General features: G+C 72.6%; 21 protein-coding genes. 7 read left to right on the top strand and 14 right to left on the bottom strand.

Annotation, left to right across the window (positions count from 1 at the left end; genetic code table 11):
- Positions 1-159: 159 nt before the first annotated feature.
- The 6 genes from GLX30_RS14225 (at position 160) to GLX30_RS14200 (ending at position 6,369) form a co-directional block, all read left to right on the top strand.
- The gene (locus GLX30_RS14225; protein WP_159695038.1) at positions 160-1,689 is read left to right on the top strand and encodes an ABC transporter ATP-binding protein; all 1,530 of its coding nucleotides are present in this window, start codon (positions 160-162) and stop codon (positions 1,687-1,689) included.
- Positions 1,686-2,795 carry an ABC transporter permease gene (locus GLX30_RS14220; protein ID WP_159688220.1) on the top strand — a complete coding sequence of 370 codons (1,110 nt, stop codon included), beginning with the start codon at positions 1,686-1,688 and terminating at the stop codon, positions 2,793-2,795. Before GLX30_RS14225 ends, GLX30_RS14220 begins: the two co-directional genes overlap by 4 nt.
- Positions 2,792-4,060, top strand: a complete 1,269-nt coding sequence (locus GLX30_RS14215; RefSeq protein ID WP_159688217.1) for an ABC transporter permease — start codon at positions 2,792-2,794, stop codon at positions 4,058-4,060. The genes GLX30_RS14220 and GLX30_RS14215 overlap by 4 nt, the downstream gene beginning before the upstream one ends.
- Positions 4,057-4,464, top strand: a complete 408-nt coding sequence (locus GLX30_RS14210) for a cytidine deaminase (protein WP_159688214.1) — start codon at positions 4,057-4,059, stop codon at positions 4,462-4,464. Before GLX30_RS14215 ends, GLX30_RS14210 begins: the two co-directional genes overlap by 4 nt.
- Before the next feature lie 114 nt (positions 4,465-4,578).
- Entirely contained in the window at positions 4,579-5,856 is a 1,278-nt protein-coding gene (locus GLX30_RS14205) for a thymidine phosphorylase (protein ID WP_159688211.1), read from the top strand.
- Between the two features lie 87 nt (positions 5,857-5,943).
- Positions 5,944-6,369, top strand: coding sequence for an STAS domain-containing protein (locus GLX30_RS14200; protein ID WP_244258145.1), 426 nt, complete (start codon positions 5,944-5,946; stop codon positions 6,367-6,369).
- An 81-nt stretch (positions 6,370-6,450) separates the two neighbouring features.
- Here GLX30_RS14200 and GLX30_RS14195 read toward each other — a convergent pair whose 3' ends face one another.
- The 13 genes from GLX30_RS14195 to GLX30_RS14135 all read right to left on the bottom strand — a co-directional run bounded on the left by GLX30_RS14195 (position 6,451) and on the right by GLX30_RS14135 (position 21,622).
- Complete coding sequence (locus tag GLX30_RS14195; RefSeq protein WP_159688209.1) at positions 6,451-8,211, bottom strand: ABC transporter ATP-binding protein; 1,761 nt, start codon at positions 8,209-8,211, stop codon at positions 6,451-6,453.
- A gap of 75 nt (positions 8,212-8,286) precedes the next feature.
- Positions 8,287-9,861 carry a transporter gene (locus tag GLX30_RS14190; RefSeq protein ID WP_159688206.1) on the bottom strand — a complete coding sequence of 525 codons (1,575 nt, stop codon included), beginning with the start codon at positions 9,859-9,861 and terminating at the stop codon, positions 8,287-8,289.
- The gene (locus GLX30_RS14185) at positions 9,837-10,634 is read right to left on the bottom strand and encodes an ABC transporter ATP-binding protein (protein WP_167306825.1); all 798 of its coding nucleotides are present in this window, start codon (positions 10,632-10,634) and stop codon (positions 9,837-9,839) included. Before GLX30_RS14185 ends, GLX30_RS14190 begins: the two co-directional genes overlap by 25 nt.
- Positions 10,635-10,744: 110 nt before the next feature.
- Complete coding sequence (locus GLX30_RS14180; RefSeq protein WP_159688203.1) at positions 10,745-11,743, bottom strand: T3SS effector HopA1 family protein; 999 nt, start codon at positions 11,741-11,743, stop codon at positions 10,745-10,747.
- Positions 11,740-12,945 (bottom strand): class V lanthionine synthetase subunit LxmK, encoded by a 1,206-nt coding sequence (lxmK, locus tag GLX30_RS14175; RefSeq protein ID WP_208545418.1) that lies wholly within the window; start codon positions 12,943-12,945, stop codon positions 11,740-11,742. The genes GLX30_RS14180 and lxmK overlap by 4 nt, the downstream gene beginning before the upstream one ends.
- Positions 12,942-15,713 (bottom strand): insulinase family protein, encoded by a 2,772-nt coding sequence (locus tag GLX30_RS14170; RefSeq protein ID WP_159688201.1) that lies wholly within the window; start codon positions 15,711-15,713, stop codon positions 12,942-12,944. Before GLX30_RS14170 ends, lxmK begins: the two co-directional genes overlap by 4 nt.
- Positions 15,710-16,636: a hypothetical protein gene (locus tag GLX30_RS14165; RefSeq protein ID WP_159688198.1), complete on the bottom strand. Its 927-nt coding sequence runs from the start codon at positions 16,634-16,636 to the stop codon at positions 15,710-15,712. Before GLX30_RS14165 ends, GLX30_RS14170 begins: the two co-directional genes overlap by 4 nt.
- Positions 16,629-17,312 carry a flavoprotein gene (locus tag GLX30_RS14160; protein ID WP_159688195.1) on the bottom strand — a complete coding sequence of 228 codons (684 nt, stop codon included), beginning with the start codon at positions 17,310-17,312 and terminating at the stop codon, positions 16,629-16,631. Before GLX30_RS14160 ends, GLX30_RS14165 begins: the two co-directional genes overlap by 8 nt.
- A 3-nt stretch (positions 17,313-17,315) precedes the next feature.
- A complete protein-coding gene (locus GLX30_RS14155; RefSeq protein ID WP_159688192.1) occupies positions 17,316-18,281 on the bottom strand; it encodes an LLM class flavin-dependent oxidoreductase in 966 nt (321 codons plus the stop codon).
- A gap of 187 nt (positions 18,282-18,468) precedes the next feature.
- Positions 18,469-18,654, bottom strand: a complete 186-nt coding sequence (locus tag GLX30_RS14150; RefSeq protein WP_159688188.1) for an LxmA leader domain family RiPP — start codon at positions 18,652-18,654, stop codon at positions 18,469-18,471.
- A gap of 78 nt (positions 18,655-18,732) precedes the next feature.
- Complete coding sequence (locus GLX30_RS14145) at positions 18,733-19,050, bottom strand: helix-turn-helix transcriptional regulator (RefSeq protein WP_159688184.1); 318 nt, start codon at positions 19,048-19,050, stop codon at positions 18,733-18,735.
- A 192-nt stretch (positions 19,051-19,242) separates the two neighbouring features.
- Complete coding sequence (locus GLX30_RS14140) at positions 19,243-20,247, bottom strand: sigma-70 family RNA polymerase sigma factor (RefSeq protein WP_159688182.1); 1,005 nt, start codon at positions 20,245-20,247, stop codon at positions 19,243-19,245.
- 103 nt (positions 20,248-20,350) lie between these two features.
- Positions 20,351-21,622 carry an MFS transporter gene (locus GLX30_RS14135; RefSeq protein ID WP_159688180.1) on the bottom strand — a complete coding sequence of 424 codons (1,272 nt, stop codon included), beginning with the start codon at positions 21,620-21,622 and terminating at the stop codon, positions 20,351-20,353.
- Between the two features lie 62 nt (positions 21,623-21,684).
- On the opposite strand from GLX30_RS14135, the gene GLX30_RS14130 reads away from it, so the two are divergent.
- Positions 21,685-22,638 carry a LysR family transcriptional regulator gene (locus GLX30_RS14130; RefSeq protein WP_159688178.1) on the top strand — a complete coding sequence of 318 codons (954 nt, stop codon included), beginning with the start codon at positions 21,685-21,687 and terminating at the stop codon, positions 22,636-22,638.
- Between the two features lie 90 nt (positions 22,639-22,728).
- Here the strand turns inward: GLX30_RS14130 and GLX30_RS14125 are convergent, their stop codons facing one another.
- The gene (locus tag GLX30_RS14125; protein ID WP_159688176.1) at positions 22,729-23,715 is read right to left on the bottom strand and encodes an aldo/keto reductase; all 987 of its coding nucleotides are present in this window, start codon (positions 23,713-23,715) and stop codon (positions 22,729-22,731) included.
- Between the last annotated feature and the right edge of the window lie 79 nt (positions 23,716-23,794).

The following is a 23,794-nucleotide window of genomic DNA, read 5'->3' as shown; positions in this document are numbered from 1 at the left end:
TGGTATTCGGGAGCGCTACGCGCGTAGAAGGCGCCCAGGCGCGATAACTTCGCCCCGCCCCCCTGCCACTCACAGCCCGCCCCTTCCGCCTGCCCTCCCTGCTCCTCCCGCCAAGGAGAGTGCGTCATCAACGCGTCCAGCCCTCCTGCCGCCGTAGAACTGCGCGGCATCACCAAGCGCTTCCCCGGCGTCGTCGCCAACCACGACATCGACATCACGATCCGACAGGGCACCGTGCATGCCCTCGTCGGTGAGAACGGTGCCGGTAAGTCGACCCTGATGAAGATCCTCTACGGCATGCAGAAGCCGGACGAGGGCACCATCACCGTCGACGGCGAACAGATCACCTTCTCGAGCCCCGCCGACGCCATCGCACGCGGCATCGGCATGGTGCACCAGCACTTCATGCTGGCCGACAACCTCACCGTCCTGGAGAACGTCGTTCTCGGCGGCGAGAAGCTGTACGGCATCGGCGCCAAGGCCCGGAAGAAGATCCAGGAGATCTCCGACGCTTACGGCCTGGGGGTCCGTCCGGACGTCCTGGTCGAGCAGCTCGGCGTCGCCGACCGCCAGCGGGTGGAGATCCTCAAGGTCCTCTACCGCGGCGCCCGCACCCTGATCCTCGACGAGCCGACCGCCGTCCTCGTCCCGCAGGAGGTCGACGCTCTCTTCGCCAACCTCCGCGAGCTCAAGGCCGAGGGACTGACCGTCATCTTCATCTCCCACAAGCTGGGGGAGGTGCTGTCGGTCGCCGACGAGATCACCGTCATCCGCCGCGGTACGACGGTCGGCACGGCCGACCCGCGGAACACCACGACCAAGCAGCTCGCCGAGCTGATGGTCGGCAGCGAGCTGCCGTCGCCCGAGACCCGCGAGTCCACGGTGACCGATGTCCCGATGCTGAAGGTCGACGACCTCGAGCTGACGGTGACCGACCCCGACGGGGTGGTCCGCGAGGTCCTCGCCGGGATCGGCTTCACCATCCACAAGGGCGAGGTCATGGGCATCGCCGGCGTCGAGGGCAACGGCCAGACCGAGCTCATCGAGGCCCTGATCGGCCTGCGCGACCCCGACGGGGGTGTCGTCACCCTCGACGGCGCCGACATCTCCCACGCGCCCACCCGCAAGCGGCGCGAGAGCGGCATCGGCTACATCCCCGAGGACCGGCACCGGCACGGGCTGCTGCTCGAGTCGACGCTGTGGGAGAACCGCATCCTCGGTCATGTCACCGAGTCGCCCAACAGCAAGAAGGGCCTGCTCGACCTCAAGGCCGCCCGTCAGGACACCGAGCGGATCGTCCGTGAGTACGACGTGCGTACCCCCGGGATCGAGGTCACCGCTGCCTCCCTGTCCGGCGGCAACCAGCAGAAGCTGATCGTCGGCCGCGAGATGAGCCACACCCCCAAGCTGCTGATCGCCGCCCACCCCACCCGTGGCGTGGACGTCGGCGCGCAGGCGCAGATCTGGGACCAGATCCGTGCGGCGCGCCGTGAGGGTCTTGCGGTCCTGCTGATCTCGGCCGACCTGGACGAGCTCATCGGGCTCTCCGACACCCTGCGGGTCATGTACCGCGGCCGCCTTGTCGCGGACGCCGACCCCGCGACGATCACTCCGGAGGAGTTGGGCTCGGCGATGACCGGTGCCGCATCCGGCCACCTCGAGCACGACGAGAACGGTGAGAGCCGATGAAGAAGTTCGACAAGGACCGGCTGATCCTCGGCCTGGCGGGCCCGGCGCTCGCCCTGGTCGTGGCCTTCCTGCTCACCTCGGTGGTGCTGCTGCTCTCGGACCTCAGCCCGATCGAGCCGTACCGGCTGATGGTGGAGCAGATCGAGTTCACCGACGTGCAGGTGCTGGTCATCAACCAGACCGGCATCTACTACCTGGCGGCTCTGGCCGTCGCCATCGGCTTCCGGATGAACCTGTTCAACATCGGCGTCGACGGCCAGTACCGCCTCGCGGTCATGCTCGCCGCCGTCGCCGGTGCCGCGGTGGAGCTGCCCGGCCCGCTGCACGTGCTGCTCATCGTGATCGTCGCCATGGCCGTCGGAGCCTTCTGGGCCGGTATCGCGGGTGTCCTCAAGACCACCCGCGGTGTCAGCGAGGTCGTCTCCACGATCATGCTGAACGCAATCGCGACCAGCCTGATCGCCTGGATGATCCTGCCGGCGAACCTCGGCGTGCGGCCGGAGGGGTCCAACGACCTGACCACCGGTGAGATCGCCGAGTCCGGCTGGTTCCCGGGTCTGGAGCTGGACGGTGGCACCATCTACGGCTTCACCTTCGTGGCCTTCGCGCTGGGCATCGTCTACTGGTTCGTGCTCGGACGCACCCGCTTCGGCTTCGACCTGCGCGCCACCGGCGCCAGCGAGTCCGCCGCCCAGGCGAGCGGCGTCGACGCCAAGAAGATGGTCCTGACGGCCATGCTGATCTCCGGTGCCATGGCCGGCCTCGCCGGTATGCCGATGCTGCTCGGCCAGACCCACACCTACAGCCTGAGCTTCCCGGTCGGTGTCGGCTTCACGGCCATCGGCATCGCCCTGCTCGGCCGTAACAACCCGATCGGCATCTTCTTCGCCTCGCTGCTCTTCGCCTTCCTCGACAAGACGGCCGAAGGCATCGGGCTCGAGGGTTACCCGAAGGAACTGGCGCTGATCATGCAGGGCCTGATCGTGATCGCGGTCGTCGTGTCCTACGAGCTGGTCCGTCAGTACGGGCTCCGCCGCCAGCAGCAGAAGGTCGGCGAGGAGCTTGCCGCCCAGGCCCGCAAGAACAAGGAGGTGGCGGCGGCATGAGCGAGTCCACGAGCACTGTCTCCATGGCGAGCACCGCGCCCAAGAAGGGCGGCAGCCGCCGCAAGCTGTCCCTGCCCGTCATCTACCTGATCGTCGCGGGCGGCCTGGCGCTGTTCTCCCTCGTACGCGTGATCAGCGGTGCGGACGACCTCACCTCCGTCGGTCAGGTCTCCGGCGCGCTCCAGCTGGCCGTTCCGATCGGCCTCGCCGGCCTCGGCGGTCTGTGGGCCGAGCGGGCCGGTGTGATCAACATCGGCCTCGAGGGCATGATGATCCTCGGCACCTGGTTCGGCGCCTGGGCGGGCTACCAGTGGGGCCCGTGGACCGGTGTGCTGCTCGGCGTCGCCGGCGGCGCGCTCGGCGGTCTGCTGCACGCGGTGATGACGGTGACGTTCAAGGTCAACCACATCGTCTCGGGTGTGGCCATCACCATCCTGGCCACCGGCCTCACCCGGTACATGTCGAACTTCACCTTCGCCGAGACCGAGGGCGGCTCCTCCAAGCAGTCGCCGCGTATCGAGGCCATCGACCGGATCACGATCCCCGGGCTCTCGGACTGGCTGGGGGACCTCCAGGCCGAGCACTGGTTCTTCGTCTCCGACCTGGCCGGTGTGCTGGGCGGTCTGGTCACCAACCTGTCGCTGCTCACCGTCGTCGCTCTGCTGCTGGTGCCCGGCACCTGGTGGCTGTTGTGGCGGACGTCGTTCGGACTGCGCCTGCGTTCCTGCGGCGAGAACCCGATCGCCGCCGAGTCGCTCGGTGTCAACGTCTACAAGTACAAGTACATCGCCGTCATCGTCTCCGGCGGACTGGCCGGTCTCGGCGGCGCGTTCCTCGCGATCATCACCGGCATCTACCAGGAGGGCCAGACCGGCGGCCGCGGCTACATCGGTCTCGCCGCCATGATCTTCGGAAACTGGATGCCCGGCGGTATGGCGCTGGGAGCCGGCCTGTTCGGCTTCACCGACAGCCTCAAGCTGCGCGGCGGTGCCGTGAACGTCCACGCGATGCTGCTGCTGCTCGCCATCCTGCTGCTGATCGCGGTGGTCTGGCAGCTGTACAGGAAGAAGTACCTCGGTGCCGTGATCTCGGCCGCCTTCTCGGCACTGCTGTTCACCTGGTACGCGCTCACGGACGAGCTTCCGAGCCAGTTCGTCGACGCGGCGCCCTACGTGGCCACGCTGCTCGTGCTCGCCGTGTCCGCACAGCGGCTGCGCATGCCCAAGGCCAACGGCCAGCCCTACTTCAGGGGCCAGGGCAAGTGAACGCGGAGGCCGACTTCGACTGGGAGGCCCTGCGGGCGCTGGCGCGTGAGGCGATGTCGCACGCGTACGCCCCCTACTCGGGCTTCCCGGTCGGTGTCGCCGCCCTCGTCGACGACGGCCGCACGGTCACCGGCTGCAACGTCGAGAACGCCTCGTACGGGCTCGGACTGTGCGCCGAGTGCGGCCTCGTCTCACAGCTCCGGGCAACCGGTGGCGGCCGGTTGACCCACTTCACCTGTGTGGACGGCCGGGGCGAGCTGCTGGTGCCGTGCGGCCGCTGCCGTCAGCTGCTGTACGAGTTCGGCGGCCCGGAGCTGCTGCTGGACACCCCGGGCGGGATCCTGCCGCTCTCCACGATGCTCCCGCAGGCCTTCGGCCCCGGTCACCTCGACCAGGGCCTGTGACCTGTGCCGGGCTGTGGTCCGGCGCCCCGCGGCCCTTCCGCTTCGGTGGAGGGGCCGCTCCCTTACCCTCTCTCTATGCGCGTAGAGCGCGGCAGACCAACCTGGAGGAATGCCATGGACGTCATCTCCGTCATCCGCACCAAGCGGGACCGCGGCGAGCTGAGCCCCCAGCAGATCGACTGGGTCATCGACGCCTACACCCGCGGCGAGGTCGCGGACGAGCAGATGTCGGCCCTGGCCATGGCCATCCTCCTCAACGGCATGAACCGCACCGAGATCGCCCGCTGGACGGCCGCGATGATCGCCTCCGGCGAGCGGATGAACTTCGACACGCTGTCCCGCCCGACCGCCGACAAGCACTCCACCGGCGGCGTCGGCGACAAGATCACGCTGCCGCTCGCCCCTCTGGTCGCCGCCTGCGGCGCGGCCGTCCCGCAGCTGAGCGGCCGCGGTCTCGGCCACACCGGCGGCACGCTCGACAAGCTGGAGTCGATCCCCGGCTGGCGGGCGCTGCTCTCCAACGAGGAGATGCTGAACGTCCTCGACACCACCGGCGCGGTCATCTGCGCGGCCGGCGACGGGCTCGCCCCCGCCGACAAGAAGCTCTACGCGCTGCGCGACGTCACCGGCACGGTCGAGGCGATCCCGCTGATCGCGTCCTCGATCATGTCGAAGAAGATCGCGGAAGGTACCGGCTCGCTGGTCCTGGACGTCAAGGTCGGCACCGGCGCGTTCATGAAGAACATCGACGACGCCCGTGAACTCGCCTCCACCATGGTCGCCCTCGGCACCGACAGCGGTGTGAAGACCGTCGCGTTGCTCACCGACATGGCCACCCCGCTCGGCCTCACCGCGGGCAACGCGCTCGAGGTCCGCGAGTCCGTCGAGGTCCTCGCCGGCGGCGGCCCCGCCGACGTCGTGGAGCTGACCCTCGCGCTCGCCCGCGAGATGCTCGACGCGGCCGGCATCAAGGACGCCGACCCGGCGAAGGCCCTGGCCGACGGCTCCGCGATGGACGTCTGGCGCCGCATGATCGCCGCCCAGGGCGGAGACCCGGACGCCGCGCTGCCCGTGGCCCGCGAGCAGCACGTGGTCACCGCGTCCGCGTCCGGCGTGCTGACCCGCCTCGACGCCTACGACATCGGCATCGCCGCCTGGCGCCTCGGCGCCGGCCGCGCCCGCAAGGAGGACCCGGTCCAGGCCGGCGCGGGCGTCGAGCTCCACGCCAAGCCGGGCGACACGGTCACGGCGGGCCAGCCGCTGCTGACCCTCCACACGGACACCCCGGAGAAGTTCGACTACGCGCTCGAGTCCCTGGGCGCCGCATACGACATCGCGGAGCCGGGGACGGCCTTCACGGCGAACCCGATCGTGCTGGACCGCATCGCCTGACCCGGGGCCGCAACGCGTGCCGCGGGCACGTCCGCACCCGCGGCGATGATTTCCCGTCGTGGCGGCGGTCATCCCCATGTGGACGCCATGCAGCCAATCGTCATGCACATCGCCGGGAGGGTCGCCCCCGGCGATGCGGCTCGCCTGTGCGAGGAGTTGACCGCCCTTTTGAGGGACGCCGGCCCGACGGCCTCACCAGGAACGGCCCGGGACGGCGATCCGGCCCCGGGCGACAGCGGAGCGGCGGCAGACACCGCGCCGGACCCGGCCACGGCGGCGGGAGACGGTGGGGCGCGGTGCTGCCGGGCCGAGGTGGTGTGCGACGTCGGCGGGCTCGCCCGGACGAGCCTCGCCGTCGTCGAGGTACTCGCCCGTCTCCAGCTCACGGCCCGCCGCCACGGCACCCGCATCCGCCTGCGGAACGCCCCGCCCGACCTCGTCGCCCTGCTCGGCCTCGTCGGGCTGTCCGGGCCGGCCGGGCTGGGGGAGTCCACCGTGCGGGCCGGGCCCTGAGCCCGGCCCGGCCCTGCTCGGCCTCGTCGGGCTGTGCGCCGTCGAGCCGGCCCGAGTGCGGGCGATCTCCTGATGGGCGGCTCACCGGCGCGGGGCGTGAGCCGTCTCCGGGGCGAGGCCCTGGGTCGCCGCCAGGCGGCGGTACAGACCGTCGGCGCGCAAGAGGTCGGCGTGCGAGCCGGCCGCCCGGACGCGGCCGTTCTCCATGACGAGTATGCGGCGCGCGCCGACCACGGTGGACAGCCGGTGCGCGACCACCAGCACCGTGGTGGACCGGGCGATCCGGGACACGACGTCCCGCAACTCGGCCTCGCTCAGGGCGTCCAGCTGGGAGGTCGCTTCGTCGAGCAGCAGCAGCCGCGGCCTGCGCAGCAGGGCGCGGGCGATCGCGACCCGCTGCCGCTGGCCGCCCGACAGCGCGCTCCCGCGATGGCCCACGCGCGTGTCCAGGCCCTCCGGCAGGTTGTCGACCAGCGTCCGCAGGCCGACCTGGTGCAGCACCCGTTCCACGTCGGCCTCGGTGGCGCCGGGGGCCGCGAACAGGAGGTTGTCGCGCAGGCTGCCCGCGAGGGCGGGCGCGTCCTGCTCCACGTAGCCGATGGTCCGGCGCAGCTCCTCCGGGTCCCAGTCGCGCACGTCGTGCCCGTCGACGCGGACGCTGCCGTGCTCGGTGTCGTAGAACCGCTCCAGGAGGGCGAACAGGGTGCTCTTGCCGGCGCCGGAAGGGCCGACCACCGCGGTCAGCCCGCCGGACGGCACCTCGAACGAGGCTCCGTCCAGGACAGCGGGACCGTCCTCGCGGTAGCGGAAGACCACGTCGTCGAAGGCGAGCGCCGCCCCCTTCGCGTCCGGGTCGGCCTCAGCCACCCGCCCGGGTCCGTAGGCCTCGTCCTCCGTCTCCAGGTCGAGCACCTCGTGGATACGGCGCACCGCGGCCACACCCGCCTGGAGGCCGCCCACTCCGCCGGCCAACTGGGCGACGGGACCGACCAGATAGAAGAGATAGAGCAGGAAACCGATCAACGACGCGACATCCATCGCCCCGCTCGCCACCCGTGCGCCGCCGAGGCCGAGGACGGTGAGAAAGGCGAGCTGCACCACGAGGCCGCTGGAGGTCCCGGCGACAGCGGTCCAGCCCGCCGCTCGGACCCCGGACCGCCATGCGCTGTCCGCCGCCTGCTCCAGCGACCGGATCTCGCGGTGCTCGGCGCCGTTCGCCTTCACCGTACGGATCGCTCCGAGGAGACGCTCCAGACCCGAGCCGAGTTCACCGAGAGCCGCCTGCGCCTCCTGGCCGGCCCGGCTGATGCGCGGCATCACGAAAGCCGTGCAGCTTCCGACGGCGAGAACGACACCCAGCACCGCGAGGAACAGGACGCCGTCGAGCCACGCCATCAGGCACAGCATCCCGGCCAGGGTGACCGCGCCGACGAGTGTGTCGACCAGATTGCTGGTCGCCGCCTCACGCAGCAGCGTGGAGTCGGCCGTCACCCGCGAGATCAGATCCCCCGGCGGACGGCGCTCCAGTTCGGCGACCCGGAGCCTCGGCAGCCGCCCCACGAGCCGTCGGCGGGCGCCCAGCACCACGCTCTCCGCGGTCCGCTCGACTGCATACATGCCGAACGCCGCGGCCAGCGCCCCGCCGGCGATCAGCAGCGCCAGCAGCAGCATCTGCCGGGCCACCGGTGCGTCGGCGGCCAGCGCCTCCACGAACGACTTGGCCACCAGCGGCTGTGCCAGCCCCGCCACCGAGCCGGCCGCGGCGAGCAAGGCTCCCGCGACCAGACCCCGGCGGTGCGGGCGGGCATGGCGCAGCAGCGTACGGAAGGCGGAATCCTGCATCGTGACGTGTTCCTCGCGTCGTCGGGCCCGGCCGCGCGGGCACGGCCGGGCGGGGCCTGTCGAACGGGGGCGCGGTCAGGAGGCCCGCAGAGCGGTGAGGATCTCCGGCGCCCGCGCATGCAGCCGACGGGCCATGGACCGCAACGTGATCACGATCGCGAGCACGCCGTACGCCGTACCCAGCGGCAGCAGCAGCCAGGAATGCGGCGACCCCTCAAGCACGACCGCACCGACGACGAACGGGGAGAGGGCGAGCAGGCCGAGGAGGGTGCCCACGAAGTTGGCCGTGTGATAGCCGCCGTTCTGTCCGGGCGCGCTCACCTCGAAGGGGTCCTCCGGGTACGGGTAGGGCCAGTACACGCTGATGACCATGCCGATCGCGAACGTCAGCCCCAGCAGCGCGAACGTCAGTCCCAGGGCCGCCGCGAGCTGATCGCCCCGCCCGGTGAGCAGTGCGACGACCACTGCCGTCGCGCTGACCCACGGGACGATCAGCGCCACTTGTGGCAGCATCCTGCCCGCGAGTTCGGCACGGGCCTGCGCACGCGTTCGCAAGGTGGCGATGTTGCTCCAGATCGCCGACCCGTCCATCGCGAACAGCACGCCGGGGGCGGTCAGTCCGAACACCCAGGCACCGCCGACGGCCACGTACGGGCTCTTCGCCCCGACGGGCACGCACACCACAGGGAACAGCAGCGCGTACGCCAGCGCGGCGATCAACGTCATCCGGTGCCGCGGCGCGCGCAGGAACGACGTGAACTGGTGATGGGCGATCAGCAGCGTGCGGCTCGACGTCAGCAGCCGGGCCGTGGTCCCCGAGCGCGCGCCGCGCTCCCGGACGGCCTGGGCCGTCGACGCGTCCACGGTGGTCATCAGCCGGTTCAGCGACCTGTGCCACCAGAGCATCAGCAGTGCCGTCAGTGCGACGGCCGCCGCCGTCTCCGCAAGCACGACCGCCGCACGCCCCTCGGCGGCGGCTCGGATGCAGTCGGCGACCCAGCCCGGCGGTGTCCAGCGGAGCACGCGCACCACGAAGGACGGCAGCTGCGGTCCGGAACCGGCCGTGCTCAGCAGCAGGTACGCGGCATAGCCGCCGACCGCCGTCAGGACGCCGCCAAGCGCCGCCGCATCCTTGCCGCGGCGCCCGGTCAACGCCCGGGCGAAGGAGGCGAGTACGGCACGCGAAGCGATCACGCACAGCAGCAGCATCAGGGCGGACGCCACCACGGCCGCCCCTGCCGCGGCCGAGGACCCTCCGGTGGCACGGGCGGCACCGGCCGCCGCGCCTGCGACGAGAATCAGTGAGCACAGCGGCCCCGGCCCGACGAGCGCGGCGGCGGTGGCACCGGTGATCAGTGCACGAGGGCGTACGGGGAGGACCACGAGCCGCGTCGGGTCGGCGCTCTCGTCACCGCCCCCGCCGAAGGACAGCGGCAGCGCGAGCCACGCCACGGCGAGGCCGGTGAAGGCGAGCACCGTGAGATCGGCCGCTTCGTCGGCCGGGCGCGCCCCGGCCAGGTGGACGGCCGTCCAGCAGGAGCCGGCGACGGCGGCGGTCGTCCCGACGACGAAGCCGACGGCCCGGGACCTGCTGCGCCGCAGACTGCTGCGCAGCAGAGCGATTTTCAGTCCGACGAAGACCCCAACCATGCGAGGCTGCCTCCCTTCGCCTTCGTGGCGGGGGAACCCACCAGTTCCATGAACCGCTCGCCCAGCGTCCGCCCGGCGCGCACCTCGTCCAGTGTTCCGTCGATGACGACCCGGCCCGCCGCCATGACGGCGACATGGCTGCACAGCGCGGACACGAGCTCCATCACATGGCTGGAGAAGATCACCGTCGAACCGGTGCCCGTGTACTGCCGCAGCACCTCCCGGATCGTCTCGGCGGAGACGGGGTCCACGCTCTCGAACGGCTCGTCGAGGAACAGCACCGGCGGATTGTGGAGCAGGGCCGCGGCCAGTCCGATCTTCTTGCGCATGCCGGTCGAGTAGTCGACGACCATTTTGCCGGCGGCCTCGGTGAGACCGAGGACCTCCAGCAACTCCTCCGCCCGCTCCTCGGTCTGATGCGCCGGCAGCTGCCGCAGACGCCCCGTGTAGCGCAGCAGTTCGCGGCCGGACAGCCGCTCGAACAGTCGCAGCCCGTCGGGCAGGATGCCGATCCGGTGCTTGGCCTCGTACGGGTCCCGCCAGACGTCATGACCGGCTACCGTCACGGTCCCCGAGTCCGGTCGCAGGAGACCGGTGATCATCGACAGGCTGGTCGTCTTGCCGGCGCCGTTGGGGCCGACGAGCCCGTAGAAGCTGCCCGCCGGGACGGTGAGGTCGATGCCGTCCACAGCGGCCTTGCCGTCGAACTCCTTCCGCAACTGCCGTACGTCGACGGCAGCGAGAGGCATGCCGTCCGCTGGGGGGTGGTGCATGGTGTGCCCTTCCGCGTGATGTGGGGGGTGATGCGCCCGGCCACCGGCCACGGTGCCCACGGGCCGGCCGGGCGGGCCGAGGGGAGTGGACCGGGAGGCCCGGCGCCGGTTCAGCGTTCCGGGAGCTCGGGGGAGCCCGCGTTCCGGTACGGGGCCAGAGGGTCGGCACCGGCCTCGGCGAACGCCCGGGCGGCCGCCTCCATGTCTCCGCCGCCGGACACCCGTACGACGGCCTCGGCCAGGGCGGCCGCGCGGTGCTGGCCGAAGCTCAACCCGCCCGCACCAGGCCGGGGATCGTCGGGCTCCCAGGCGACCGCCGTGCCGGGGCCCAGCCGGTGGGCGAACACCGACACGTCCTCGCCCGTGCCGGGTACGCCCCGGACGGCGCGGGCGACGGTGTGGCAGGCGTCCCAGGACTCGCTCCCCAGGTAGACGACGAGCGCATCGCGCCGGGGGTATTCGTCACGGCTCGACAGCACCTTGGCGTGGTAGTGCGCTCCGGCGTCCTCCAAGGCGCCGAGCACGGCTGCCCAGAGCCCGGGGGCGTGCTCGGGGGCGGTGATGTGTACGTAGACCCGGAGGAGTTCGGCGTCGAGGCGCGGTTCACGGCTGCCCATGGCGTAGAAGAAGCCGGGCGACAGCGCGGGCCGGGCGGGCGAGACGCGATGGCTCACCACGGCACCCGGGACGAGCGGCCCCTGTTCCCCGAGCGAACGGGCCGGCACACGTACCCGCACACCGTCCCAGGACACGATCGCCTCCCCTCCGTCGCCGCCCCGGCCACCGGCCTCGGGGCCCGGAAAGCCCTCGCCCAGCGGGGAGCGCAGCAGCACACCGGAGCGGTGGACCTCGCGGTGCGGCAGAGCCCCGTCGAGTGCCCGCTCGAAGTCGGGGTCCCGCAGGACCAGCCGCCGTCGGCGCGGGCCGGCCTCGGCGCGGCCGGTGTGGCACACCTCGTACAGGGCCGCGCCGAGCCGCTGCTGAAGCTCACGCGGCGAATCGCCGTCGACGCTGCGGGGGCCGACGGTCGCGGAGCAGCCGTCGGCGGACAGCCGGATGTCCCGCAACGCGTCCACCAGTGCGGGGGCGAGGGGTGAGGGCACGTTCACGAGGGGTCTCCCAGTCCGACGACGGAGGCGAACCGGCCGGGCCGGAGCAGCGCGGTACGGCCGATGCCGGCCGCGGCGCGCTCGATTCCGAGCAGCCGGTTGCTTCGGGCGGCCCCGGCGAGCAGGCGGTCCAGCAGATGCCAGCCCGCGAAGGCGGTGGCGCGTTCGGCGAGTTGCGGATCGGCGTCGGGCCGGGCCTGCCGGTAACCGCGCCAGAACTCCTGGACGACCGGGCGCAGCCGGGTGATCTTCTCCGCCCCACGGGCGACGACGTCCTCCCGCGTCATGGACAGCCCGGCGAACGCGGAGGTGTCGCCGTCGCCCCGCGAGGTGACGATGTCGAGCACCGCGCGGTGCAGCCACTCGCCCGCGAAGCCGCCGATGTCGCGGGCGGGGTCGGCGAGACGGAACTCCTCCCAGTCCGCGACGTACAGGCCCGGGCCGGGGCCTGCCCCCTCGCCTGTCACCTGGCCGCACACCAGGACCTGGTCCAGACGGAAGTCGCAGTGGGCGGGCACCCGGGGCGCGGCCCGCTCGGCAGTCAGCAGCCGTTCCACCGCGGCGATCAGCGGTTCGTCACCCTGGAGCAGCCGCCATGTCTGGAGCTCCGCTCCGCTCAGCTCCTCGAACATCGCGGCGGGCAGCGCCTCCAGGAGCACGGACGAGGGCAGGGCAGGCGGGCCTGCCTCCGGCGCCGCCGCCTCGCACGCGTGCAGCAGTCCGGTCGCCGTGCCCGCCGCGTACCCCAGCTGCGGCGTGAACTGCTGATCCGCCATCAGCTCCGCACCACTGCGCGCGTCGCGGAGGTACCGGAACGCCAGCAGTCGTGCCCCGTGGTCGCTGCCGAGCAGCGCCGGGCCGCGCAGGGCCCCGGCCGGAGCGGCAGCGGCCGTCCGCTCGAACGCGAGCGCACGGTCCATCCTGGCGGCGGTGTCCTCGCCGTCTCCCGTCAGACGCTTCACGAAGACGTCCGCGCCGCTTGCCGTACGCCCCGCCCACGTGTCGTTGCGTCCCGGCAGCGCCGTGACGTCGGAGCGGTCGAACGGGCCGACGCCGATCCGGGCGAGCAGCGCATCGACCTCCGGAACGGTGTCCAGATCGACCGCTCCGAAGCGGAGTTCGGTCCGGGACGGCCTCCCACCGGACGCCTGGCGGGAAGCAGGGGAGCCGCCCGCGGACTGCGGGGCGGTGGTGCGTGTCACGGCGTGTCCTCTGCCGGGTCTGCCGCCGCGCCGGCGAGTACTCCGGCGTAGGCGGGATGGGCGAACAGTGCTGCACAGTCGCGGACCACGTCGTCGACCGCGACCTCGTGGAGGGCGTCGGGGAAGCCGTCGAGCTCGGCAGCCCGGGCGCCGGTCGCGACCCAGGCCCCGACCTGGTCGGCGAGCTCCCTCTGGGTGCTCTGCACCAGGGCGAGCTGTCCGGCGCAGTAGCGTCGGGCAGCGTCCACCTCGGCGCCCGTCGGAGGTGCTTCACCGATCCGGCGCAGGGCGTCGCGGATCAGCCGGGCGCCCAGGACGGCGTCCTGAGGCGGCAGTTGGGCCCCCACTTGGACGAGCGCTCCGCCGTCGGGCCCCAGCAGCCCGGGAAGGCGGCCCGCGTACGCGGTGAAGCCGTGCGGGGCGCCCGGTGTGCGCAGCCCGGCGAGCCGCGCGCCCGGCTGGCCGCCGCCGACCACGGCCACAGCCAGCCAGCGGGCGGCGAGCGGCACGCCTCGTGGCGGCTCCGGTGTCGCCCACACGACATGCGCGACTGCGGGCGTCTGCCGCGCCGGGGGCAGACGCAGCAGCGCCAGGCCCTCGGCCGGTGCGGTCCCCTCGGTGCGGTCCGGCAGCCGGGTGGCCGGCGGGCGCAGGGCACCGGTCGCCGCCTGGACCCAGCGCTCGGGGTCGAGGTCACCGACGGCGACGACGGTGACAGCGCCGGCGTGCGAAGCGGCGCCAGGAGCGAGACGCTGCCGAACGGCCTGGTCGGCCAGCCACCACGGGTCGCCCGCGCATGCCGCGACACGGGCGCGGGCCCGTGGTGCGGCCCGCTCCCACTCCGCGGCGGTGGGCGTGGCGGCCAACAGGCCGGCGAGGAGCGCCGGGTCGGGGCCGGGGACGGGGAACCAGGCGTCGACCACCACGGTCCCGGCCTCCGTCCGCACGGTACGGCCGCCGGGCGCGGTCTCCCCGCCACACTGGGCGTCCCACCGGTCGGTGACGACCTGGCACAGGTGCTCCTGCCGGACCGGGGGCGTGCCGGGGGGCGTGGGGAGCCGCAGACGGAGCTCGACGACCGGCGCCCGGCTGTCGCGCACGGCGACGACCCTCGCCTCACCGGGCCCGCCGCTCTCGACGAGGCCGGGCAGCCGAAGCCCGGCCCGTCGGGGAAGGCGCCGGGCTGCGGCGGGATGCGGGGGCGCGGGTCCGTCGGAGCAGGCCCGGTCGCCGCCGGACGGTGCGCATGCCTCCGCGGGCGACCGGCCGCGCGTGGCTGCGTCGGCCGAACGGGCCACCGGCCGGTCCGGGGCCGCGTGCTCCGCCGCTGCTGCTCGTCGGCCGTCGACGCGTTCTTCGCCGTCGGGGCGTTCGGTGTCCGGGCGTTCTTCGGCGTCCGCCGGGTCGGTGGCCACGTGCCCCTCTGCCGGTGCGGGGCCGACGGCTGCGGGAGCGGCTCCGGCGGGCCGGGGTCCGGTTTTCGCAGGCTCGGCTTCCCCGGGAGGCCCCGCGGGCCGTCCTGTGGGCCCCGCGGCGGCGCGGCCCGGCACGGCGGCCAGGACCGCGCGGCGGGCGGTCAGCAGGCTCGCGGCCGCCGCGCCGACGCGCTCCGCGCCCACGGCACGGATGCGGCCCGGCAGTTCGTCGACGAGCACGGCGCGGCCGAAGAGGAGCTCCAGCCGTCCCAGCGCCGCCGCGCGGGCAGCAGGGCCGTGGTGGTCGCGGACGTGCTCGGTGGCGAGCTGCCCGGTCGTCCGGCGCACCTCCTCCTCGCCGTAGGCGCCGTCGGCGACCTCCCGCAGCGCCGACTCGAACCCGCTGAGCGCGGCCGTCGTCCCGTCCGCCGGCATGGCAAGGTTCACGACAAGGGTGTCGGGGTCCACGGCGTCGAACGGTCTGAAGAAGCCGCAGCCCGCATTCCGGGGTGGTGCGGTGAGCAGCCGGGCCAGCACGAGGTGAGAGAGATAGCCGTCGAGATCGGCGGCGGGATCGGGCAGCCGGTACCCCAGACACAGCGCTCCGTCGCGCGTCGCGGCCGGCCGTACGGCCACCCGGTCCTCGGCGAGCGGCGGCTCGGCGAGGACGTGATGCGGGGCCGGGACGGAGCGGACCGGAATGTCGCCGAAGTACCGGGCGACGAGGCCGGCGACGTGGTCGGGCTCGCCACCCCCGGACACGGTGACGACGGCGTTGGCCGGGGTGTAGTGGTCGTGGAAGAAGCCGGCACAGTCGTCGGGCGTGAGTCCGGCCAGGGTTTCGGAGGCGCCGTAGCCGTCGTGCGAGTTGGCCCAGCGGTCGTACAGCACGCCGGGCAGCACCTGCCAGGGCAGCCCACCGAGGGGCGCACCGTGCACGGCGGCCGCGATCTCCGCCTCCACGCCCGCGAGTTGCTCCGCGAATCCCCGCGCGGTGAACAGCGGGGCGCGCATCCGGTCGGCCTCGGCGACGAGGGCGTCCTCCAGCGCGTGGGCGGGCACGACGTGGACGTAGTCCGTGTAGTCCTGGTGGGTCGTTCCGGTGGCGGAGCCACCGGAGGCGAGGAGACCGGCGAAGTAGGCGCGGTCGGGGTGTCGTTCGCTGCCCTCGAACATCATGTGCTCGACGAGATGGGCGAGTCCGGCCCGGCCCCGCGGCTCCGAGCGGAAACCGGCGCCGTAGTGAACGGCGACGGCGGTCAGCGGTTCGCGCGGCACCGTGTCGACCAGGACCCGCAGGCCGTTGCCGAGAACGTGCCTCTGCGAGGGCGCGGACAGGGGGGAGCGCGTCATGACGCCGCCTCCGCGGTCAGGCGGGCGGCGAGTACGCCGTACAGCGCGGCCGGCCCCTTGCCCTGCGCCACGTACGCGGCCGAGTCGTGCGCGTGCAGCGCGACCCGCAGCGCTGCTCCGCGCCCGTGGTCGCCGCCCGACGCGGCCCCGCCGCCGTAGCCGTCCAGGAACGCGTCGACGAGTGCCTGCCAGGCACCCGGGTCGGCGGCTCGTCCGAGCAGCCAGCGCAGTTCGACGAGCTCGCCGGTCAGCCAGCCGACGTCCAGGTGGCGCGGCGCGGCACAGATGTCCTCGCCTGTCAGGAGAACGGCGCGGTCCCCGGCGGGCGAGGGAACGAGCGAGCCGAGGCCGGGTGCACCGTGGGACAGGACATGGGTGTCGGCCTGCGTGACGGCTTCCGCCGCCCACGCGGTCAGTGGCGCGACGGCGGCCGGCCCCAGCAGCGCCACGGCGTCGGCGCCGCCCGCCGCGGTGGCCCCGGACAGCCAGGCGTGCAGGCGCGCGATCCCCCGCGAGGGCCGTCGGGCCTCCGGTGTGACGGGCTGCCGGTGGAGGGACGCCAGCAACGCCCCGGTGCCGTGCAGGATGCGCTCGACCGCCTGCAGTCCGCCGGGGGCGGCGTGCGGTCCGCCGCCCGCCATGAGGACATGGGCGAGGGAGTAGGGGCCCGGAGCGGTGTACTCGCGGCTCCCGTCGGGTGCCGCTTCCCCGGTTGCCGCTCGCGTTCCGCGGGAGTCGGCGGTGTGCGGGACCAGCGCGCGCGACGGGGCGGTGAGCGGGTGGAAGGGGGCGGGACAGGCCGGTCCCGGCCGGCGGTGCCAGCGGTGCCGGCCGCCGGGGAGTGCGGTCACGGTGGTGACGAGCAGGCCGGTGCCGTGCTCGTCGACGACGTCCCCGGCCGCGGAGGCGGAGCGGTCAGTCATTCCGGGCTCCCCCGGGGACGCCGCTCGCCGCTCCGGCGGCGCCTGTGACGAGCCGGCGGCGCAGCTGCGCGACCTGCTCGAGGAGGTTCGGCAGCTCGGCGGGAGCCCAGCTGTCCATGCGCCCGGTCGTCAAGCTGAGCGCGGGGACCGGGGGCGCGACGACGTAGTTGGGCCGGGCCGCCAGGGATGCGGCGTGGGCGCGGTAGGCGTGACTCTCGACGCCGCCCGGCGGCAGTGCCGGTGCGACACCGACGGGCGCGGCTGTGCACTGTGCTGCCAGCAGCGAAGGGCTGTCGGCCAGGCCGAGCGCCAGCCGGGCCGTGTAGGAGAAGGTCGAGGGGTGGACGAGGACGGCCTCCGCCCAGGCGGTCAGGTCGACATGGGGGGCACGCAGGACCGGCTCGTCCGGCCACGCGTCGATGACGGTGCGGCGCCCTGTCAGAAGGTTGAGCGTCTCGCGGGTGACGAAACGCAGGGCGCTGCGGGTCAGCACCGTCTGGATCTCCAGTGCGGGCCAGGCGGCGCGTATGCGCGCGATCTGCTCGGGCAGCGCGGACACGCAGACCGCACCGGTGCCCACGAGGAGGAGGCGGGTGAACCCGAGCGCGGGCCGCGTCGGCCGCTGCGGGTCCCCGGCGGGCCGGGCCGCCGTGGTGTTCGCTGTCCGGTCGGTCACGTCCTACCAGCCGTTTCCGTCGAACAGCGGCTCGAGGTCGTGCAGGACGGCGCGCGGGCCTTCGGTCATCGCCACACCGGCGCCGTTGACGACGACCTCGTCGGCACCTGCCTCGTGGTACGCGGTGATGCCCGCGCGGATGTCGCCCGTGCTGCCGGTCAGCGCTCCTCCTGCGGCGATCAGCGCCTCGGCCGTTGCCACGGGATCCCCGGGCACGACACCCACGCCGGCGCGTTCGAGCATGTCCTGGTAGTGAGGCATGGCGAAGTGCCCGGAGCTTCCGGCGGCCACGGCTTCCCGAGGCACGCGGGAGCCGGTCGTGGGTGCCATGGCGACGACCGACACGACGCGCGGCACCGGTCGGCCGGCGGCCCGCGCGCCCTCGGTCAGTGCCGGGACGATGACATCGCGTACGTACGACGGCGGGGTCAGCCAGGTGATCGCCACGTCGGCCACCTCACCGGCGAGCCTCGCCATTCCCGGACGCAGCACTCCGAGCCCCACCTCGACGGGCGGGGCGGGTGAGGCGGGAAGGGAACCGGTGTAGGAGAAGTATTCGCCGGACCGATCGATCTCCCGGCCGTCGAGAAGTGCGCGGACAATGGTCAGATATTCGCGGCAGGCGGTGAGCGGGCTCGCGTAAGGAGCGCCGAGCGCCATCCGCTGGAAAACGCGGGCACCCGGCCCGAATCCGGCAGTGACCGGATGTCCGGAGGCGGCTGCGAGCGTGCGGGCCTCGATGGCCGCCTGGACGGGATGACGCAGCGGCATCAAGGAGACGCCGAGTCCGAAAGGCACCCGCATTCCGAGGCCGCTCAATTGCGCCATGATCTGGTGCTGTTCATTGAGAAGCACCTGGCCCTGCCAGAGAGCACGTGCGCCGCGCCATTGCACGAACGCGGCGAAAGGGGCCGCCTGTTCGGCACGGGTGGGGACGATCGGCAGAAGGACAGAGACACTTCGGCTCATCGCCGGACCTCCGGTGTCGCGGGATACAGTGCAGGGGCTCGCGGGCGCAGGCCCGTACGGGACGGACACACGACCGCCCCGTACAGGTGTCACCTGGCGATCGCCCGCGGTAGCGGCGGTCCTGGGCGCCTTGCCCGCGCCCAGGACCGCTGCGGGCCGATCGTCGGTGGACCGCTCGACTAGGCGGTCAGCAGCCCCACTTGACCGACGCCGAGACGCTGGCGACGCTCACCTTGGTGTAGGCGATGGTGGTGAGGGTCGGCGTGATCGCCGGGGCGTCGGCCGACGCCTCGAAGTTCAGCTCGGCGGCCTCGGCGTAGGCCTCGAAGCCACCGACGAGCTCCATGATGTCGACCGTGTCGTTCTTCTGCACTGTGCTCTCCGATCTCGCGGATGTCCGCCGGTGGTCCGGCGGACAACGCCAAGTCAACAACCCGGCACAGTGCGACTGCTATTGGTCGTTGGTGAGGTGTCCTTCGGGACAATGTCCCGCGGGGCACAGCAACTCGTGGTGGAGGTGAGCCATCAGCCCGGCCTCCAGCCGGGAACTCACGCCGAGCTTCTCCACAATGCTCGACACATGGGCCTTTGCCGTGCGTTCGACGATTCCGAGTCGTCTGGCGATCAGTCGATTGGCCAGTCCCTGGCCGAGCAGGGTGAGAACCTGCCGCTCACGATCCGTCAGTTTTGCGAACCCCCGTACATCGTTCACCGCGCCCTGCAGCAGGGCGCATTCGCACCTGCATGCAGCGTGCGATTTCGCGTCCATTCGCCTGGAGTGCTGGTCAGGCACTCTGGTGGCGATGGATCCGTGTTGCGCTTCATTACGCAATGGCTGTCACACCCCCGGTATCAACAGTCCTGAAAGTGATCTTAAGTGATCGGCTCGCGCCCCGGGGTGGAGGGGTCGCGAGCCGAGGGGTGGGCCGTCCGCCGGGGGGCACCGGGGGTGCGGAGAAAGTTACCGGTCGGTCATCGGCGCGCCCGCCTTGTCCAGCCGCGCCGGCAGGTCGAACAGCGGGAACCAGCGCTTGGTGTCCAGGAAGAAGTCCATCCCGCCGATCCTGCCGTCCGACAACTCGAGGACGATGAGCGCCCACGGTTCGTACCCCTCGCCGTCCGCCGACGGGTGGTAGTGGGCGAAGGCCGGGGCGCCGTTGGCCACGGTCGGCACCAGGCGCGAGCCGCGGCAGACCTCGCCGACGCCGAGCATCCAGCCCACGATGTCGTCGTGGCCGCGCAGCCACAGGTCGTAAGGGGGCATGGACATCGTCGCGTCCTCATGGAGCAGCGCCGTCAGCGCCTTCATGTCGTAGCCCTCGAAGGCGGCGACATAGCGCTCCAGCAACTGCTGCTGCTCCTCGTCGAGCGGGTCCGCCGCGTCCGACGCGGCCGGGCCCTGCTCGTTGAGCGTGGCGCGGGCCCGCTGGAGCGCGCTGTTGACCGACGCGACCGTCGTGCCGAGGAGCTCGGCGACCTCGCTCGCCTTCCAGGCCAGGACCTCCCGCAGGATCAGCACCGCCCGCTGCTTGGGTGGCAGATGCTGGAGTGCCGCGACGAACGCCAGCCGGATCGTCTCCCGCTCCACGGCCGTCTCCGCCGGGTCCGCCACCGACGGCAGCACCCGCCCGTCCGGCACCGGCTCGAGCCAGGTGATCTCGGGGCGGACGTTGAGCTGGGCCTGCGCCACCGGCGTGGGACCGGACAGGTCCATCGGGCGGGCGCGGCGATTACCGGCGTTCAGCATGTCCAGGCACACATTCGTCGCGATGCGGTAGAGCCATGAGCGCAGGGAGGACCGGCCCTCGAACTTCTCGAAACTGCGCCACGCCCGGACCATCGTGTCCTGGACGGCGTCCTCCGCCTCGAAGGACGAGCCGAGCATCCGGTAGCAGTAGCCGGTCAGCTCTCTTCGGTGCTGCTCCAGCCGCGAATCCAGGTCCTGCGTCGCTGCCAGGTCACTCATCGGGTCCACCCCTGTCACCCATCGGTACCACCGCTTCGAAAGCTACCGCAGGCCACTGACACTCACCGCCGGACGGGAGAATCGGGGTGGAACCGGGAGTGTTTCAGTGGCGCGCGCCCGCCGGCACGAGCCGTTCCTGGGCCCGCGCCGCGTGCGACCCGTAGAGGGTGATCGACACGACTCCGAGGACCGCGAGCAGCCCGAGCAGCACCGTGCCGCCCCAGCCGCCCGTGTGGAAGGCGACCGCGCCGAGCGTGCCGCCGGCGCTGCTGCCCAGGTAGTACGCCGACTGGTAGAGCGCGGACGCCTGGGCGCGGCCCGTCTTCGCCGTACGGCTCACGGAGGACGAGGCCACCGCGTGGCCGGCGAAGAATCCGGCGGTGATGAGGACGAGGCCGAGGAGCACCGGGGCCAGCGTGTCCGAGAGGGACAGCAGCAGACCCGCGGCGGTCGTGGTGACCGCGAGGTACAGCGCGCCCCGGCGTCCGAGCCGGGCGACGAGCTGTCCGGCCGCGGCCGAGGAGACCGTACCCACCAGGTAGACCAGGAAGATCGAGCCGATGACGCCCTGCGGCAGGCCGAAGGGCTCCGCGACCAGCCGGTAGCCGATCACCGTGTAGACGGCGCCGAAGACGGTCATGAACAGCGCGCCGATCGCGTACAGGCGCAGCAGCAGCGGATCGGCGAGGTGACCGCGGACGGTCCTCGCGAGGGTCCGGGGGTCGAGCGTCCCGGGTGAGAAGTGCCGGGCCTTCGGGAGCAGCGAGCGGAAGACCAGTGCGCAGGCCAGTGCCATCACGCCGACCGCGGCGAGCGCGACGCGCCAGCCGAAGGCCTGTGCCACCCAGCCCGTGAGGATCCGGCCGCTCATGCCGCCGATGCTGTTTCCCGCCACGAACAGTCCGATCGCGCCGACCAGCGCCTTCGGCCTGACCTCCTCGGCGAGGAACGCCATCGCCGACGCGGGCAGACCGGCGAGCGCCGCGCCCTGCACGGCACGCAGCGCCACCAGCCACTCCACGTTCGGCGCGAACGGCACCAGCAGCCCCACCACGACCGCGACCGCGAGGGACGCGTTCATCACGGCGGTCCGCCCGTAGCGCTCCGACAGCGCGCTCATCGGCAGGACGCACAGGGCGAGCGCGCCGGTCGCGGCGGACACGGTCCAGCTGGCGGCGGACGCGGTGACGCCGAAGTCGGCGGACACGGCGGGGAGCAGCGCCTGCGTGGAGTAGAGGAGGGCGAAGGTGGCCATTCCGGCGGCGAAGAGCGCGAAGCTCATGCGGCGGTAGCCGGCCACGCCGGGGGAGAGAAGGTCGGGGGTCGACGGGGCGGCGCCCACGGTGGTGGGCGCCTTGGTACTGGCAGGAGGCATATGTCGAAGGTAGGCTCCGGTTTTTCATGCGTCCAATGCATGAAACGGCGATAATCGTTCCCATGGTGCATGAACGCAGCTCAGGGCCCCGCCTGTCACCCAGTAGTTACGAAGAAGACATCACGCTGGAGCTTGCCCCCCGCCTCGCGTACTTCGCCGGCGTCGCCCGGCACGAGCATGTGACGCGCGCAGCCCAGGACATGGGCGTCCCCCAGTCGACGCTGTCACGGGCGATGGTCCGCCTCGAGGCGGACCTGGGCGTCACCCTGTTCGCCCGCAAAGGGCGCACGGTGTCGCTCACCCCGGCCGGCCGGACGTTCCTCGTCTCCGTCGAGCGGGCGCTGGCCGAGGTGGAACGGGCCGCGGAGTCCGTCCGCGCCGACACGGACCCGCGGTCGGGCAAGGTCGCCTTCGGCTTTCTGCACACCATGGGCTCGGAGACGGTACCCGGACTGATCCGGGCCTTCCGCGCGGACCACCCGCGCATCCGCTTCACCCTCGTCCAGAACTACGGCGAGGCGATGATCGAACGGCTCCGGGCGGGCGAGCTGGACCTGTGTCTCACCTCGCCCGTGCCCGACGCCCCCGATCTCGTCGCCCGCCGCCTCGACGAACAGCGGCTGCTGCTCGTGGTCCCCGACGACCACAGGCTCGCCGGACGTAAACGCGTCCGGCTCGCGGAGGCGGCCGACGAGAGCTTCGTGACCCTCGAACCCGGCTACGGGCTGCGGCGCATCACCGACGATCTGTGCGCCGAGGCCGGGTTCACGCCACGCGTCGCCTTCGAGGGCGAGGAGGCGGAGACACTGCGCGGGCTGGTGGCGGCGGGTCTGGGCGTTGCCCTCCTGCCGCCACCGGCCGTCGCCCGCCCGGGGGTCGTGGAGCTGACGGTGACGGCGCCCAGGGCGGCCCGCGAGATCGGCGTCGCCTGGCTCGACGGCCATCCGGAAACACCGCCGGTGGCGGAGTTCAAGCGTTTCCTGCTGTCCCGGCGCGGCCGGCTGCTGGCGCAGTAGCCGGGTGGCCGTGGTCGCCGAAGCCTGTCGCGGCGGCGACCGGCCGGACGGAACCGTGAGGCGAAGCAGCTCCGCCGGGACCGCCGGGCGTCAGTGAGCCGCGTCCAGCCTGGTGCGCTGGTCCTCGGTCAGTTCCAGGTCCACCGCCGCCAGGTTCTCCTCCAGTTGTGCCACGGAGGATGCCCCCGCCAGCGGGATCACCGGCAGCGGGCCGCCGATCTGCCAGGCGAGGACCACCTGGTTCACGCTCGCGCCGGTCTCCTTCGCGACCTCGCGCAGCACCGCGAGCCGGGCGGGCGTGCCCGGGTGGTCGTAGTCCAGGGGCAGCGGCTTGTCCTCGCGGGAGTACGCCCCGGCGAGCAGCGGCGAGTACGCGACCAGGGTCAGAGCGGGCTCGGCCCGCAGATAGCTCAGCAGCTCAGCACCGGCGTGGCCGAGACTGCCGTCCTCGAAGAGATCGGACGGCACGTCGAGACGCGGCCGCAGACGGCTGTGCTGGTACTGCAGCACCTCGTATCCGGGCACACCGGCGGCAGCGGCGAGCGCGCGTGCCCGTTCGACGCGCCAGATCGCGTGGTTGCTGGCCCCGAGCAGGCCGACCGTGCCCTCCGCCACCAGCGCGCCGAAGGCCTCCACGGTCTCCGCGAGGGGGACGGACCGGTCCTCGATGTGCGCGTAGAGCAGGTCGAGCCGGTCGACACCGAGCCGCTCCCGGCTGCGCTCCGCTGCCTCGCGGACCGCCTTGGCGGACAGGCCCTCCGCGTTGTCCACGTAACCGGTGCCGGGCGCGAGCGGCGCGGCGCCCAGTTTGGTGGCGATGACCACCTCGTCCCCGATGCCGCGGCTCCGGCGCCAGCGGCCGAGCAGCGCCTCGCTCTGCCCGCCGACGTCACCGCCGACCCAGAACGCGTAGTTGTCGGAGGTGTCGATGAAATTCCCACCGGCCTCGACATAGCGGTCCAGGACGGCGAACGAGGTCTTCTCGTCGGTCAGGGTGCCGAACAGCATGGCGCCCAGCGCCAGCACGCTGACCTTGCGCCCGGTGCCCGGGTCGGTGCCGATGGTGCGGTACTTCATGGTGGGTTTCCTCCCCTTCAGGCCCGAAGCCCCCGGGCCTGCAAGGAAGTCTGGATTTTGGAGCGCACTTCAAGTCAAG

Origin of the sequence: Streptomyces sp. Tu 2975, from assembly GCF_009832925.1 — a bacterium.
In the GTDB taxonomy this organism is placed as follows: Bacteria; Actinomycetota; Actinomycetes; order Streptomycetales; family Streptomycetaceae; genus Streptomyces.
Note: the sequence above shows the minus strand (reverse complement) of the source record. Positions and strands in the feature narration are given on the sequence as shown.

What these genes read in the sequence shown, in the direction of transcription:
- GLX30_RS14220 (WP_159688220.1), top strand. Translation starts at nt 1,686, where the DNA reads ATGAAGAAGTTCGACAAGGACCGGCTGATCCTCGGCCTGGCGGGCCCG.
- GLX30_RS14215 (WP_159688217.1), top strand. Translation starts at nt 2,792, where the DNA reads ATGAGCGAGTCCACGAGCACTGTCTCCATGGCGAGCACCGCGCCCAAG.
- GLX30_RS14205 (WP_159688211.1), top strand. Translation starts at nt 4,579, where the DNA reads ATGGACGTCATCTCCGTCATCCGCACCAAGCGGGACCGCGGCGAGCTG.
- GLX30_RS14200 (WP_244258145.1), top strand. Translation starts at nt 5,944, where the DNA reads ATGCAGCCAATCGTCATGCACATCGCCGGGAGGGTCGCCCCCGGCGAT.
- GLX30_RS14195 (WP_159688209.1), bottom strand. Translation starts at nt 8,211, where the DNA reads ATGCAGGATTCCGCCTTCCGTACGCTGCTGCGCCATGCCCGCCCGCAC.
- GLX30_RS14190 (WP_159688206.1), bottom strand. Translation starts at nt 9,861, where the DNA reads ATGGTTGGGGTCTTCGTCGGACTGAAAATCGCTCTGCTGCGCAGCAGT.
- GLX30_RS14185 (WP_167306825.1), bottom strand. Translation starts at nt 10,634, where the DNA reads ATGCACCACCCCCCAGCGGACGGCATGCCTCTCGCTGCCGTCGACGTA.
- GLX30_RS14170 (WP_159688201.1), bottom strand. Translation starts at nt 15,713, where the DNA reads ATGACGCGCTCCCCCCTGTCCGCGCCCTCGCAGAGGCACGTTCTCGGC.
- GLX30_RS14165 (WP_159688198.1), bottom strand. Translation starts at nt 16,636, where the DNA reads ATGACTGACCGCTCCGCCTCCGCGGCCGGGGACGTCGTCGACGAGCAC.
- GLX30_RS14155 (WP_159688192.1), bottom strand. Translation starts at nt 18,281, where the DNA reads ATGAGCCGAAGTGTCTCTGTCCTTCTGCCGATCGTCCCCACCCGTGCC.
- GLX30_RS14145 (WP_159688184.1), bottom strand. Translation starts at nt 19,050, where the DNA reads ATGGACGCGAAATCGCACGCTGCATGCAGGTGCGAATGCGCCCTGCTG.
- GLX30_RS14140 (WP_159688182.1), bottom strand. Translation starts at nt 20,247, where the DNA reads ATGAGTGACCTGGCAGCGACGCAGGACCTGGATTCGCGGCTGGAGCAG.
- GLX30_RS14135 (WP_159688180.1), bottom strand. Translation starts at nt 21,622, where the DNA reads ATGCCTCCTGCCAGTACCAAGGCGCCCACCACCGTGGGCGCCGCCCCG.
- GLX30_RS14130 (WP_159688178.1), top strand. Translation starts at nt 21,685, where the DNA reads ATGGTGCATGAACGCAGCTCAGGGCCCCGCCTGTCACCCAGTAGTTAC.
- GLX30_RS14125 (WP_159688176.1), bottom strand. Translation starts at nt 23,715, where the DNA reads ATGAAGTACCGCACCATCGGCACCGACCCGGGCACCGGGCGCAAGGTC.